We start from the raw sequence: 15,644 nt of genomic DNA, 5'->3' as shown, positions 1-15,644 counted from the left end.
GGTTCAATACCTGTATTTTTTTGTATATTTATTGTATGAAGAAATGGAAAGCTATATCAATACCGGGTAAAATTTTACTTGTTTTACTTATTGGTTCGGTGATCTGTTTTTTCTTATTACCCAACGCGGATAAATTTGAATTTATCGGGGCAATTTTTTTGACAGTATTTTCCTATGAAGGTTTATGTCTTTTGTTTCCTGAAAGTTTTTTGGAGCGTTTCAAGAAAAAAGAACGCAATCCATTAATAGAAGAATAAGTAAATTTTATGAGCCACAGATGAACAGATTATATTTCAGTAATCTAATGTATCTGTGGCTTATTATTTACACTAATCAGGAAATAAAGTTTTATCAATATTCGGAATAATACGCAATGCGTTTTTGTAATAAACTTTCTTCAATACATCATCACTTAATCCCATTCCATACATTTTCCAGAAAGCATGGTATTTTTTGTGGTAAGGGAAATATTCATCTGTTGTTTCCAGTACCCTGAAATAGGTGGCATATTCATCAGGTACCCAGCTATCTTTTCCAAACATAATTCTGTCCTGATATTTGTCGAAAAAAGCTTTGGCCATTCTTGGCTGGCGACCCAGTTCCGCAATCACGGCACCAAATTCAACATACATATTGGGCATGGCATCTAAGAGACTGCCAAGTTTGGCAAGATCATTCGGATACCAGCCAAAATGTGCAGCAATAAAATTCGTTTTTGGATGACGTTTAAAGATATTGTGTTGCTGTTGAATTAAATCTGACCATGGAGCCGGATCTGTATTGTTTCTTTTTCTGTCGGGTCTGGTAGCGAGTTCGAGCCAGCGTTCATTTTTATCATCAAGTGGCTGCCAGAAAGGTTCAGGGTCGGCACTATGGATCAATACAGGTATTTTCAGTTCACCGCATTTCGCCCAGATGGGGTCCAGTCTGGGATCATCGATGCGTAATAGCTTTCCGGTATTGTCCTTAAAATTGAAACCAAGGTTCTTGTATACTTTCAACCCGTTGGCACCGGCTTTCACATCATTCTCCAATTCTTTCAACGCTTTTTCTGTCCAGCCTGGTTCCCCCACACCAATAAAAGACACATTGGTAAAATGGATGATTCGGTTGGGGGTCGCTTTTTTTGCATTGGCGATGGCATCTGCCAGGTATTGTGGGTCCTGTAAACCAAACTGACCATTTACAGATTTGAATCCTCTTCCGCTCAGGTTTACCATTACACGCATATTCAGTTCATCCATTTGTTTGAGCAATGTCTTTACATCCTGTGAAGGCATATTGAACTGGTGATTGTGTACATCAATAAAAGGGAATTTAGCCCTGGTGATTTTATGTTCCGGCACAACAAGGTTACTTTTCGGTTCATATTTTTCAAAATCCATGCTTACATTCTGCGAAAGTGCTGCATAGGAAAGCAGGGAAAGCGTAATCGTAAAAATTTGTTTCATGTAAATAGGTTTCAAAGGGTAAGCTATGATCTGTAAAGAAAATTCGGAAGCCGCTCTTATATCTTAACGTTTTCTTGCGGAATCATTGGTCTTCATTCAGCTCCTTCAGTACATTGATAAGTCTGGCTTCCAGGGTTTCATAATCTGTGAAACCGCGTGCCAGTAAATGGAACTTCGATTCATTTACCTGTAGTAATACACATGGGTATCCGGTAACCTGTAATTGTTTTACCAATGAAAATTCATAATAAGCCTGTTCTTTGTAAGTATCACTTTTTAATTTTTCATAAAAAGTTTCAGGGTTGATACTGTATTTCTCCAGCAGGTGACGATAGGCTTCATCATCGGTAAGATCGCGTCCTTCAAAATGAAGTGCAAACTGTAGGTCGGAGGCAAATACCACCTGTTTTTCAGGATAAAATTCTTTAAAAATACAAAGGGCAATAGCAGGTTTCTCGGAATTCGGAAACCAGTCGCTCAGATCCGGATTATTAATGTGCCAAAGATAATCGGGGCCAAATGTAATACCGGTATATTCTTCAACTGTTTTATAGGCTTTCTGTATATAGCCGGCAGTAGCTGCAATAGATACGGGCTCCTCCGGTAAAATCATACCACCTGATAACACTTCAACGGGCAGTTGTGGAAACTGTTCATGAATTTGTTTCATTACAGGGCTAAATCCATAGCACCAGCCGCAATAGGCATCATAACAATAGAATAAAGTAGGCGTCATCTTGCAAAGGTAGGCAGGAGATCTGATGATCTCAGATGGCAGATCTCAGATGTGAAAATAAATCTGCCATCTGCTATCTGATATCTGACATTCAGATTTCCTTTCTATTTTTGCTGTCTAAATCAATATTATGCCCGGTTTTGAATTTTTTGGTGCGGAGGAAAGAAAAGAAGTGAATGATGTACTGGAAACAGGCATCCTGATGCGTTATGGTTTTGATGGCCCCCGTAAGGGTATATGGAAGGCGCAGGAACTGGAGAAAGCCATTACAGAAGTGTTTGGGTGCAAATATGCACAACTTACATCGAGTGGTACGGCCGCATTAACCACAGCTATGGCTGCATTACATATTGGTGCAGGCGATGAAGTGATTATGCCCTCTTTTACCTTTGTGGCCAGTTTTGAAGCCGTACTCAGTGTAGGGGCCATCCCTGTACTGGTTGATATTGATGAAACCCTGACCCTCGATCCGGCTGCAGTAAAAGCTGCCATTACCCCCAAAACAAAATGCGTAATGCCCGTACACATGTGCGGAAGTATGGCCGATCTGGATGCACTGAAACAGATTTGCCGGGAACATAACCTGATATTACTGGAAGATGCCTGCCAGAGTATTGGTGGTACCTACAAAGGGAAAGCATTGGGAACCATTGGTGATGCAGGAACTTTCTCTTTTGATTTTGTAAAAACCATTACCTGTGGTGAAGGTGGTGTGGTGATGACGAACAATGAAGATGTATACGTTAAATCAGATGCTTATACCGATCATGGTCATGATCATAAAGGAGTAGACCGTGGTGCAGATCTGCACCCATACCTTGGTTATAATTTCAGGATCAGTGAACTGCATGCTGCTGTTGGTCTGGCACAGATCCGTAAATTGGACACCTTCTTATCCATCCAGCGAAAAAATAACAAGGCATTACGAGCATATCTCGAAGCCATTCCTGAAGTAAGTTTCAGAAAAGTTCCCGATGAAGCAGGTGACAGTTGTAGCTTTCTAAGCTGGTTCCTGCCAACTGAAGCACTTACCAAGGCCCTGGTGGCTGAACTGAAAGAACAGGGTATATTGGCGGGTAATTTTTACTGGTATGCCAATAACTGGCATTATATCAGCAAATGGGACCACCTGAAAACAGCTGCGAGTCTGAATAGGTTAAGTGCACAGCAGGAGCAGGTATTGTTGCAATTGCAAACAGCACAGTTTACAGCCAGTGACGCAATCATGAGCAGGTGTATTTCTACTTCCATCAGTTTATTATGGACAGATGAGCAGATCAGGGAAAAAGGTGAGAAACTGGCAGCAGCTGTTCGTAAGGTCCTGGCAAATAATACTGTACATGCCTGATGCCAAAACATATACGGCTTATTATAAACGGGTTCCGCTCAGTGGCTGGTTTTATGTGGAAGTGTTTTTATTGTTTGTAATGTTAATCGGTATAGCGTACAACTTTGTCATGATATTCAGTGGCAATGGAGAAAGACGCGACTGGTTTTCATTTGTTCATATTTTTTTGTTGATCTCAGTCTCCATTCGTGTAGTCAAGCGTTACAGGAAAAGTAAAATCAATCATTGTTTTGTTACGGTTGATGATGCAGGTATTAGTTGGTTATTACCGGTAGAAAGTTATAAGGCAAAAGAAAAACAAATAATTGCATGGATGGATATTAAAAAAGTAATTATTGGTGAAGAGGGTATTACGATCAGGTATACGTCTACCTATTTTACCGACTCCATTCCTTTTGCTACAATCAGTACAGAAGACAAGCAGCAATTATTCTCTGCATTGCGAACCCAACTAAAGGAAAGGGTTATTGTTTTTGAGGACCGGATGATTGCCTCAATGAGGGTGGCATAAAATGCCTGTTCTTTCCCTCCAGAAAATTCACCTGCTCTATGCTTCCTAATCTGAATCTCAGAGGAATTTTAGTTATCTTTTCCACCTGCAGCTCTTTTTTACAAAAAAAAGAAAGGTTTCTTGTGTAGTAGTCTTCGGGTAATAAACGAAAAGACGTTATACTGCTGCTGTCTGTTATGGTCTTGGTGGGCAAAACAGGGATGTTCCGCATTTGCGCTTTCCCTGCAATACCGGTAATTAGGAATAAATTCACAAACAAACAAATTCGTTTCGGTAACATCTTGCATTGATTGTATGTAAATTTACGGCGTTTTAAGATCGGCAGATGTTAAAGCTGAATTGATGGAAGAGCAATTCACCCAAGTATAGAGATTGAATTATGTCGTTAAGCCAGTCGTTACAACAGAAACTATTACAAAAACTGTCGCCCCAGCAGATTCAGTTAATGAAACTGTTGCAGGTGCCTACTGCCAATCTCGAGGAGCGTATCAAGGAAGAACTTGAGGAAAATCCGGCATTGGAAATGGATGAGGAAGGCCATGCAGATGAATTCGGGGATGAAATGCAGGATGAATTTGAAACTTCTGCTGATGAGGACATGGAAAGGGATGGCAGTGAAGAAGATTATGACAATATAGATATCAGTGAATATGTAACGGATGATGATGGTGAGATTGCTGATTATAAAATGAAGGATGATAATTATCCGGAGATGGATGACCAGAAGGTAATACCCATCCGTGTAGAAACCAGCTTTCATGAATTGGTATTAAACCAGCTGGGAATGCTTGAGTTAGATGAACGTAATTATAAAATAGCTGAACAGGTGGTAGGTAGTCTGGATGATGATGGATACCTGCGCAGGGAGCTTACTTCTATTTCAGATGATCTGGCTTTCAGACAGGGATTATCTGTGGATGAAAAAGAAATTGAAGCCATTATTCAACAGATCCAGCAATTTGATCCACCGGGTGTTTGTGCACGCGATCTGAAAGAATGTTTATTGCTGCAATTGAAGCGAAAGTTAACAGAAGGCATAGCTGTTGAACTGGCCATACAGGTACTATCGAAATATTTTGATGAATTTACCAAAAAGCATTACGAGAAAATACAGCGTGGCCTTAACCTGACGGATGATCAGATAAGGGATGTTATCAACCAGATTATTAAACTGAATCCGAAACCAGGTGGTAATATTGGTGAGATCAATAAGGCCGAAAGTTATATTGTTCCCGACTTCTTCATTATCAATAATAATGGCAAGCTTGAACTTACCCTCAATGCAAAAAACGCCCCTGATCTGCGTATCAGTGAGGGATACCGCGATATGCTGAAGGAATATGATAAGGGTAGCAAGAAAGATAAAAGGCAAAAAGAAGCAGTATTGTTTATTAAACAGAAGATTGATTCTGCCAAATGGTTTATCGACATGATCAAACAAAGGCAGGATACATTGATAGGTACGATGAGTGCCATCATGAAGCACCAGCAGGAATTTTTCCTTACCGGCGATGAAACAACCATGCGGCCGATGATCCTGAAAGATATTGCCGAATTAACCGGTTTGGATATCTCTACGGTAAGCCGTGTGGCAAATAGCAAATTTGTACAAACAGAATTCGGCACCTACCGGTTAAAGTTTTTCTTTAGTGAATCATTGAGTACCGATAGTGGCGAAGAAGTGAGTACAAGAGAGGTAAAGAAAATTCTGAGTGATATCATTGAAGCGGAAGATAAACGCAAACCACTGAGTGATGAAGTGCTTACTGATATGCTTCAAGAGAAAGGATATAATATTGCACGACGCACAGTAGCCAAATACCGTGAACAATTGAATATACCGGTTGCCAGGTTGCGAAAAGAGCTATGAGAACCAGAAATAAGGTATATATAATTTGTTAGTTGAGACTAACAATTCATTTGAATTAAATGATTATGGACGCAACAGAGAATACAGTTACAGAAAGGCACCCGCTCATTATTCGCTTATTAGCCAAGTTGGTTTCATATGTTCTGCATCCATTATTTATACCTTCATACATCTTTTTATTGTTAATGTTTGAAGTGCCATATGAGTTTGCAGGTATTACTATCTGGCAGTTGAAAATGCGATTGTTTGGTTTGTTCTGGCTCACTGCATTCTTTCCAGCTTTTGCTGTATTTCTTTTGTGGAGGCTTAAATTTTCGGAGAGTATTTTTCTTCGCACGCAAAAAGAAAGAATTATTCCATTTGTTATTACCATGTTTTTTTACTGGTGGATGTATTATCTGAGCCGCAATTTTACAGATCAACCAGCCGTACTTAAGTTTTTCTTTATGGGAATTTTTATCGCAAGTTCACTTGGACTTGTCTGCAATAATTTCTTTAAAATCAGCTTGCATGGTATGGGAATGGGTGGTGCGTTGGCTGCGGTGATTTTATTCTCATTCTATTATCGGTTACCAATGGGCCTGCCTATTGCGGCAACCGCTTTGCTCACGGGTATTGTGTGCAGTAGTCGTTTTATTGTAAGTGATCATACATCAAAAGAAATATATACCGGATTGCTGGTGGGTAGTGTTTGTCAGATAGGCGCTTATTGGTTTGTTATGTAATACGCTAAAAGCGGGTACACCTAACCCTGTCTATCATTGAATTGCGGATTTTCGTAAAACCCCGATAGGCAATGGTCATTTCAAGTCCACCTCTCCAATTGGAGACAACTTTTAACCTGGATATATTGACATCGTAACTCACTCCTATACTCAAATGATTGAATTCTATTTTTACAACGGGTATCAAAGCGTCGCCCCATCGCATAAAACTACCTACATAAAAAATATCTGGATCTCCGTTATCATATTCCCTCATATTAATACCATACATTAATCCACCCAGTACCTGTTTACTACCATTTTGCGTAAACAAATCTGCGAATCCAAATACATGGCCTCTTTCACCAGAAGGTGCATGGATACCAAGGTTAACAGACATTCTGGGAGAAAGAAATCCAGATACGCTGCCAGTTGTGGATGTAATAACCGGATTGGTAATATGTGATAAACCGGCGGCAATATAAAATCTTGTTTTGTCGGAGAAAGAAGTATTATAGGATAAACCAGCTGAAAGATCCCAGTACGAATAACCAGATGATTTGATTGTTTGCATGGTTCCCTGATTAATGCTTCCATTCTGATACTGATCACCAAATTTCAACTGGGTAGGATCAAACTGGCTGAATACAGGGCCTCCCATAAAGGATGCGGTGAGGTAACTGTCTCTTTCATCACTCAATGATTTATGATAACTGATGGCAGGTAAAAGATGCGTTCTTTTTAACCTGATATCACCCGCTCCATCCTGGCTCATCTGTGCTGCTACAGTTACCAGATCATTTTTATTACCAACCGGTAGTTTGTGTTCTATGCTTAATGAAGTAGTACGAAATGGGGTTGTAACACTTGCCCATTGATCCCTATGCGCAAGTGAAACCCGAATATCACCTGTAAAAATCCCAGCCAATGCAGGATTGCGTAACAGAGGTTGCTCATAAAACTGCGAAAAAGTAAAATCCTGCGCACCGGCGTAGAAACAACTCAAGATGCCGGTAAGCGGTATGAGCAGTTTGCTGATGGATGTAATTGATTTTTTCATTATTTAAGTATTGCTGTGTTTCCTTTAAATATGGATGGTAACCCTTTTTCACAGATCACTTCGCAGATGTATACATATACATCCGGACTGGCGATATTGCCTTTTATTTTTCCATCCCAGCCATAAGCCGGGTCTCCGGGATTGAAATTTACTTTCTCAAATACTACTTCACCCCAGCGATTGAAAATCCGGAAGCTTTTGATGAGCCGGATACCTTTACCCTGCACAATTAACTTATCATTTATACCATCACCATCGGGCGTAAATGCATTGGGAACAAATACTTCGGTTGCAGGGCAGAAAGTCTTAATGCAGATAGTATCTGAGCTGATACAGCCGAACTGATTTACGGCAACACAACTGATACAGGCATCATCCGATAATTTTACAAAGGGTGTTGGGCACGTAACGCATGAAATACCAGGCGCGCCACTCCAGCGCCACTTTACGATATCGTTTGCAGATGATTGTAAGCGGAGTTGATAAGAACTACCACTCACAAGGGTGGTGTCTTTACCAAGTGTAACAGGAGTGGGTTTGCCCACTACCACTTTTATTTCGGCAGTGTCACTGAAACAGTTATAAGTGTCTTTGCCAACCACTTTATAAATCGTCGTTTCTGATGGTCTCACGTTTATGCTGGAAGTATTGCTTCCATTAAATGAGCCTGTTGGTAACCATTGATAAATGGCTGCTCCTGTTGCAGATAAGAGACTACTCTCTCCTGCACAAAGTGTATCTCCCGATGATGCGATCATTTTAATGGGATTAATAACACGAACCGATGTTGACTTAATTTCACTACAGCCAAACTGATTATATCCAATCACTTTATAACTGGTACTGCTTCCTGGTTTTACTTTTATTTCAGCACAGTCTGTACAGATAATATTTTCCTGTTGATCTTTCCAGATAAATCTGCTGGCACCATTGGCGTGGATCGTAATTGAATCGCCACGACAAACAATATTGTTCTGCTGAACGGAAATTTTCGGCAATGGATGAACCGTAACCTGTTTATATACGGAGTCGAAGCAGTTGTTAACCGTGGCAACCGTGAGTTTTATATTATAAGTACCATCATTGGCAAAAGTAGCTTTGATAACTGAGTCCTGGGCGCTAAAGCCATTACCCAAGGTCCATAAACGAAGTGCAACAGAATCCTGAGAAGTAATGGTTGATTTCAGTTCCAGTAAATCTGTTTTACAGGCTTCTGCCATCGCACTTATACTAGCAACGGGATACTGGTATACCTGTACATCAAAATTAGCCTGTGATGTAGCGATACATCCGGTATTTCCCTCAACAATCAAAGTAGTGGTATGCGTACCTTTCTGGTTAAACCGACTTACCCTGATTCTTTCATAGCTGCTGTCTTTTCCATTCATCAGCCATTTCCAGGACCTGATACCGAAGATAGCCTCACTTGAATCGACAAACTGATATGTGGTAGTACCACATTCAAATACGCCAGATAATCCAAATTTTGAAATTACCTGATCAACTCTTACAGAATCAGTTGTTGTGAGGGGAATGAGACAACCACCTGCTTTTAATAACCAGGCTTTAGGATAAAACACACCCGCTTTGGTATATTGATAACTAAAGTTCGCCACTGCCTTAGTTTGTATAGAGCCATCACCCAGATGCCAACGGATTGAGTCTTGCGGATGTACAGCGTTATTGACAATATTAAGCGTAAACGAGGCGGTCTGTCCTATACAAATATCCTTATCAGCAATCGTGAATGTACCAGAAGGACTGTTTACGTTTATTGTTGTACTATCAATGAAACGGCAGCCACCTGCGTTTATGGCTGTCATTGTAATCTGATACTGTCCGTTTGTAAAGTATTGATAACTTGCTTTTTCTCCCTTGCTGCTGCTATCGTTACCCCAGTTCCATGTTACTTCTGAAACAGGTGTGTTCAAACTGATGGCCTCTACTGAATGAGGCAGGCAATTGGCTGAAAGGCTGTTAATCTGCATATTTCCTTTTCTGGAGCCAAGGATGCTGATACTACTTTTAATTGTATCAAAACATGATTTGTTATCTTCTGGATATATATTACCTGCAATAAGAGTAATATTGAAAATACCTTCATTTTTATAAACAATTACTGGAGCGATGCCCTTAGAAGAATCACTATTGCCTAATAACCATCGATATTCACTTGCGTGTATACTCTGGTTACTGAGGTGAACGGAATCTCCTACACAAAAATCAGGTTTTGGAATAGTGAATGCTGCAACTGGTGCAGGATGGATGCGTATGGTGTGTTGAATTGTTTGTATGCTGCATTCATTATCTGCAGTGAGTGTAAACAGATATGTGCCCGGTAGTGTATATGTATGTGTGATGGTACTGTTGGACGAGGTTTGTATTACCTGACTTCCGTCACCAAAGTTCCAGGAATATTTCAGGGCTCCTTTTGTATTATTGGTAAACACAATACTGCCTATGCCACATAATGAACTGTCGCTCAATTTGAGATCTGGTTGAATATGGTCCGGTTTAATGATAACTGGTTTCGCCGCTGAATCTGTTCCACATTCATTGGTGGCATACAGAGATGTGTGCAGAGTTACAAGTGTATAGCTGTTATACAGATGTGATATAGCCGAAAGTGTATTCAGTACTGTATCCTTGCCATCACCAAAACTGTAGCGGTACACGACATTATTCCCGGTTGACTGATTTGTAAAATGCATCATCACCGGGGAGCAACCCGAATCAGGTAAAACGCTATAAGCAGCAGTGGGTTTAAACTTTATTACCACGGAGCTTATATTACTAATACTTTCCTGTACACCTGTACAATGAACTGTACTGACTATTCTCCTGAATAAGGTATTGGTTGAAATAAAACCTGTTGTATAATCTTTAGCGGTTGCTCCTGTAATGGTTGCCCAACTGCTACCATTGTCTATACTGGATTGCCAACGGTATATATACAAGCCATCTCCACCTGAAGGTTGGGAACCTGTTATTAGAATACTACTATCCTTACATACATAGGTAATGGCTGGTAAATGATTGTTGCTTACAGCAGCCTGCATGGTAACCATTACTACATTACTGATCTGACTGCAAGGGTTTGCCTGCACCAATCTTCGTAGTGAAGTTGTTGTAACCGAAGGTGTAAATATGTATTGAATGCTATTGGCACCTGGTATATCTGTCCAGTTGATACCATCTTTTGTTTCCTGCCACTGGTATTGGTAGATGCCGTTTCCGCCACTGGCTGGACCAGCAAGAATGGTTACAGATTGTCCTTCACAAACAGTGTAAGTTTTATTGGTAATTATGTTTGCCAAAGGAGCTGTTACCTGTAAAGTAACGTCATCATGCGAAGTCACACATACCCCGTTTGAAATGCTCCATCTGAATGTATAGGTTCCCGGAATGAGTCCGTTTACAGTACTGTTATAAGTGTTTGCTTGTGTAAAGTTTGCATGATTGGGGCCAGTAATCTGCGTCCATATGCCCATGCCTGTAACAGGCTGATTTGCGTTGAGTATTGCAGATACTGCACCGCAAATAGTAGTATCTGTACCAGCATTCGCCATACTCACTGGAGAGAGAACCATGATGGTAACTATATTACTGTAGGAGGCATTACATGTACCATTTTGCACTAGTGTTCGGTATTGCGTGGTGGTACTAAGGTTATGGTAATTGATGGATGACAGACCTGTACTGTTATTCAATATATTCCAGCTCAATCCATTGTCAGTAGAAAACTCACTATGAATAATGGATCCGCTGAAACCAGTTAAAACAAGTGTTCCATGATTGCCGGAAGCACATACAGAGGTATCTGCCGATAGTATACCAGGATCTGTGGCAGCTGAGACATTGATTTGTACAAAATCTTCTGACGAAGGACAAGTACCGTTTGTAATGTTCCATTTAAAAGTATAAGAACCTGTAGTTAAGCCAGAGATAATTGTATTGTGTTGCGTGGGATCTGAGAAAATAACTGCCGAAGGACCAGATACCCAGGACCATGACCCATTACCTGATACGGGTATATTAGCCAATAAGCCGGTGGAAGATTGGTTACAAAGGTTTAGATCAATACCTGCATTAGCCATTGTTACAGGTTGTAATACCGTAATGATGGCTAATGCAGAATAAGCAGGTGTACCTATACCACTCTGTACCAATACGCGATACCAGGTAGTAACGGTAAGATTTGCATATGTATAAGTATCTGCTGTATTTGATAAGATATTCCAGTTCGCACCATTGTCTGTTGAATATTCCCATCGTATAATACTACCCGTGTATCCACTCAACTGTAATGTAGCTCCATTGCCTCCCGCTGCACAAACAATGGCATCGGCAGAAAGTATTCCAGCAACAGTTGAAGGTTCTATCGTTATGGATACATCGTCTGAAGAGCTGCCGCAACTTCCATTGGTTATGGTCCATCTGAAAGTGTAGCTACCTGTTGTTAAACCTGTAATAGTTGCATTGTAAGCATTGACATTGGAAAAAACTGCTGCACCGGGGCCGCTGATTTGTGTCCAGGAGCCTGATCCTGCAGTAGGTGGATTGGCTGACAGCGTTGTTGCACTTACTCCATTCAGCAGTTGATCATTTCCAGCGTTTGCTGTACCAGGTGATTGAAGTACCGTTAATACAACCGTATTGGATGTTTCAGTAACACAGGTTCCATTTTTTACTAATACTCTGAATAAGCTTGTACCGGTAAGGTTCGAAAAATGATAGGTAGCATTGGTAATATTTATATTGTTCCAACTATTACCATTATCGGTTGATTGTTGCCAGTTGACGATATTACCTGTATAACCCGCAATAGATAAAATACCATTATTAATAGGTGCGCAAACTGTGGCATCAGCACTCAAGATACCGGCAACAGTAGGTGTGTTAACAATGATAGTGACCAGATCTTCATCTGTTGCGCATACTCCGTTACTGACAGTCCACTTTACAATATAAGTACCTGTAGTTAAACCTGTAATGGCAGTATTAGCTTGATGAATGTCTGCAAAAGAAATAGTTGTTGGACCAGATACCATACTCCAGGTGCCTGAACCTGCAGCAGGTGCAACAGCATTGAGTGTAGTAACGGTTGTATTGCATAATTGCTGGTCAGGCCCCCCATCAGCACTACCCGGACTGGCATAAACGGTGAGATTGGTAGATGCGGTATTAGTACATCCGCTGGAAGATGTACCTGTAATATTGTACCTGATGATCGCATTTGCAGTGTTTGTATTGTTAATGACATCTGCAATTGTATGGGTTGTTGATGCTATATTGTTACTGGATGCCCCGGTAGCGGTTCCAGCCAATATATCTGAAGTCCAGGTATATTGTGTATTTGAAATGGAACTATTGAACGCAATACTAGAAATCCCACCACTGCAAATTTCTGTTGCATTGTTCGTGATGTTAATAATGGGTAATGGTTTTACGGTTACGGTAACAGTAAAAGGTGTGCCATTACAACCATTGTATATGGGCGTGATGGTATAACGAACAATAAAATCAAGCGTGCCAGAAAGATTGACCAATGTATTTTGGATAGCTCCACTTCCATTTGTTCCGTTACCAGAACCAGTTCCGCTTAATACCAAAGAAGTCCATATGAAACTACTACCGGCAATGGAAGAAGTAGGTGTGTATTGAAATAAACCGCCGGAACAAATGGTAGATAGCGTGTTGATACCGGTATTGGCAGGCAGTATGTGCAAAGCCATAGTATCTGAAACCATGGAAGATCCGCAGTTGCCATTCATATTGAGTGTTGTAGCTGCTTCGAAAACAATAAATATGGTTCCAGAAGCAATATCAGCTGCACTTGGTGTATAACTGGTAATCAGGGTATTGGTTGATGAGAAAATACCAGAACCATTCAATGTGCGCCAGTTAAGCGAATTTGCAACTACCGATGTGGATGCCATTAAAGGAATATTGGTAGCATTGGCACAGATGGTTGTATCCTGAGCACTTGTAATGGACCCTGTTAATTGGATTTGTTTATAAACGGTGTGTTCAGCAGAACAGGTAATACCGTTTGTAGTAAACTGTATGTTGATTTTATATACATTTCCATTCGGAAGTTGTACAGATGGGTATATGGAATTTTGATTTGTCCCGGATTTATATACAGTGTTTTCTACCAGTCCTGTACCCGTATTGGTAATCGTCCACAAATAACTGTTGCCAACATTTGTATTGCTGTATCCAACATAATAAGGGTCTGAAGAATTGCTGGAATAACTGCGAACGCCATTATTACATTCAATAACATCCTGTGCAATAGCTACAGAAGCAACCGTAACGGGTTTAATAACCGCTGTAGTACAACTATTTTCAATTACCCGGTAAGTAATAAAAGAAGATCCTGCACCCAGAAAAGTTACCACCCCATTCTGATCAACCGTAGCTACGGATGTATTAATACTGGACCATGTGCCATTTGGCGTATTGTTGCTCAGATTTAAGCTAGTACCTACGCATCCTTTAGGATCTCCGACAATGGGATCAACAACTGGTTTTTCATTCACAATAACATTTGTACTGGCGTTTGCTTTGCATCCATTGTTATCAGTAACCTGAAACTGGTAGACCCCGCCGTTGGCTAATACAGAATTGGTAATGGATGGATATGCGACAGTAGAATTAAAACTGTTGGGACCTGTCCAGCTATAGGTATAAGGACTTGTTCCGCCTATAACGATTGAACTGAGGTTAATGGAACTGCCGGAGCATACAGGGTTATTGCTTCCGGCTGATGCTGTAGGACTTGCATAAACGGTTAGTGAAACCGGAGCAGAAGCTGTAATACAGGTACTGGATCCAAGGCTTGCTACATCCGGGCCTACTAATACTCTGTAACTGGCCTGGTCTGCTGAACTCACATTGTTCAGATTGTAAGTAGCAGCATTATTACCCGGAGTACCGATGTTTACCCATGTATTGCCCCCATCAATACTTTTTTGCCACTGATAAGCAGGGGTTGTAAAAGGACTGTTTATGATGGATGCGTTGATGGATGTGTTGCTACCAGTGCAAATTGCATTGGTGGTGGAAAAAGATACAGTAGTGCTTGGCGTACATGCCGTAAAAAGGATATCATCTATGGCCAGGTCATTACCGCATTGCGGTAAGCCGCCATAAGCATCTACCATTTCCAGTACCAGCGAAGTAGTTCCAGAGGGTAGTGCAAAGCTAAAGCCGTATTGTTGCCAGTTAGGTGCAACAAGCGTACTTGCTGTTAGAGGAAGATTACCGGTGCTATAGGAAGCCAGTATGGTTCCGGATGTATTTTTAATATTGAAGGTCACGTTTGGGTATACATACCCACCACCGCATATCGGTAAAGTAAGGCTATTGGTGTTTACGTTTGCCAGCCATGCGGAAAAATTATACGTAGACCCCGGGCAAAGATTATCTACCTGTTGGGAAAAAAATACAGAACCACCAGTACCCGCATTTACCAGAAACATATTTCCATTGCTGTTGCCGGTATGGTCTGTACCTACCGCCCAATCATTTCTTCCTGCATTTTGAACACGAGGTGTAACAATGTAATACCCATCATTTAAATTACCACTGTTCTGAAAACTATAATTGGTAGTAAAGCCGCCAGGTACTGTTGATCTGGACGAAGAGGACCCGCTTTGTCCGAATGTTTGTGAGAATACAGGCGCCAATGCGCTGCTTGAACAAGTGCCTTGTCCTTTTACCAGTATAGAGGTATGGAGACAAAACAGCAAGAACACAAAATGATATGTGTGCTTCCGGGGGATCATGGATATTGGATATACGTGTAAATCTGAAATAGCAGAAAGAAAAGCTTTCTCTATACAGTTTTCATAGGTCTATGCAATGTACAATACGGAAAGCGCTATTCCATGTTATCAGTATGTGACATATTCTTCTTTTCTTTGTAGTTCAAACCCTACAGATTTTAAAGCAGACTT

The 15,644-nt window shown here is 40.7% G+C and carries 9 protein-coding genes; 5 read left to right on the top strand and 4 right to left on the bottom strand.

Going from position 1 to position 15,644, the window contains the following annotated elements:
- Positions 1–35: 35 nt before the first annotated feature.
- Entirely contained in the window at positions 36–257 is a 222-nt protein-coding gene (locus tag BC659_RS05080) for a hypothetical protein (protein ID WP_133473583.1), read from the top strand.
- 72 nt (positions 258–329) lie between these two features.
- On the opposite strand, the gene BC659_RS05075 is transcribed toward BC659_RS05080, so the two are convergent.
- Together BC659_RS05075 and BC659_RS05070 are read right to left on the bottom strand one after the other, a co-directional pair.
- Positions 330–1,451 carry an amidohydrolase family protein gene (locus BC659_RS05075; protein ID WP_133473582.1) on the bottom strand — a complete coding sequence of 374 codons (1,122 nt, stop codon included), beginning with the start codon at positions 1,449–1,451 and terminating at the stop codon, positions 330–332.
- A gap of 82 nt (positions 1,452–1,533) precedes the next feature.
- Complete coding sequence (locus BC659_RS05070; RefSeq protein WP_133473581.1) at positions 1,534–2,187, bottom strand: DsbA family protein; 654 nt, start codon at positions 2,185–2,187, stop codon at positions 1,534–1,536.
- Between the two features lie 130 nt (positions 2,188–2,317).
- Between BC659_RS05070 and BC659_RS05065 the strand changes: the two genes are divergently transcribed.
- The 4 genes from BC659_RS05065 (at position 2,318) to BC659_RS05050 (ending at position 6,641) form a co-directional block, all read left to right on the top strand.
- Positions 2,318–3,535 (top strand): DegT/DnrJ/EryC1/StrS family aminotransferase, encoded by a 1,218-nt coding sequence (locus BC659_RS05065; RefSeq protein ID WP_133473580.1) that lies wholly within the window; start codon positions 2,318–2,320, stop codon positions 3,533–3,535.
- The gene (locus tag BC659_RS05060; protein ID WP_133473579.1) at positions 3,528–4,046 is read left to right on the top strand and encodes a hypothetical protein; all 519 of its coding nucleotides are present in this window, start codon (positions 3,528–3,530) and stop codon (positions 4,044–4,046) included. The genes BC659_RS05065 and BC659_RS05060 overlap by 8 nt, the downstream gene beginning before the upstream one ends.
- A 379-nt stretch (positions 4,047–4,425) precedes the next feature.
- On the top strand, positions 4,426–5,916 hold the full coding sequence (gene rpoN / locus BC659_RS05055; protein WP_133473578.1) for an RNA polymerase factor sigma-54: 1,491 nt from the start codon (positions 4,426–4,428) through the stop codon (positions 5,914–5,916).
- A 65-nt stretch (positions 5,917–5,981) separates the two neighbouring features.
- A complete protein-coding gene (locus BC659_RS05050; RefSeq protein ID WP_133473577.1) occupies positions 5,982–6,641 on the top strand; it encodes a hypothetical protein in 660 nt (219 codons plus the stop codon).
- Between the two features lie 4 nt (positions 6,642–6,645).
- Here the strand turns inward: BC659_RS05050 and BC659_RS05045 are convergent, their stop codons facing one another.
- Positions 6,646–7,680 carry a PorP/SprF family type IX secretion system membrane protein gene (locus BC659_RS05045; protein ID WP_133473576.1) on the bottom strand — a complete coding sequence of 345 codons (1,035 nt, stop codon included), beginning with the start codon at positions 7,678–7,680 and terminating at the stop codon, positions 6,646–6,648.
- The gene (locus BC659_RS05040; RefSeq protein WP_162847356.1) at positions 7,680–15,437 is read right to left on the bottom strand and encodes a PKD domain-containing protein; all 7,758 of its coding nucleotides are present in this window, start codon (positions 15,435–15,437) and stop codon (positions 7,680–7,682) included. The genes BC659_RS05045 and BC659_RS05040 overlap by 1 nt, the downstream gene beginning before the upstream one ends.
- Between the last annotated feature and the right edge of the window lie 207 nt (positions 15,438–15,644).

The sequence above is a fragment of the Sediminibacterium goheungense genome, from assembly GCF_004361915.1.
GTDB lineage: Bacteria > Bacteroidota > Bacteroidia > Chitinophagales > Chitinophagaceae > Sediminibacterium > Sediminibacterium goheungense.
Note: the sequence above shows the minus strand (reverse complement) of the source record. Positions and strands in the feature narration are given on the sequence as shown.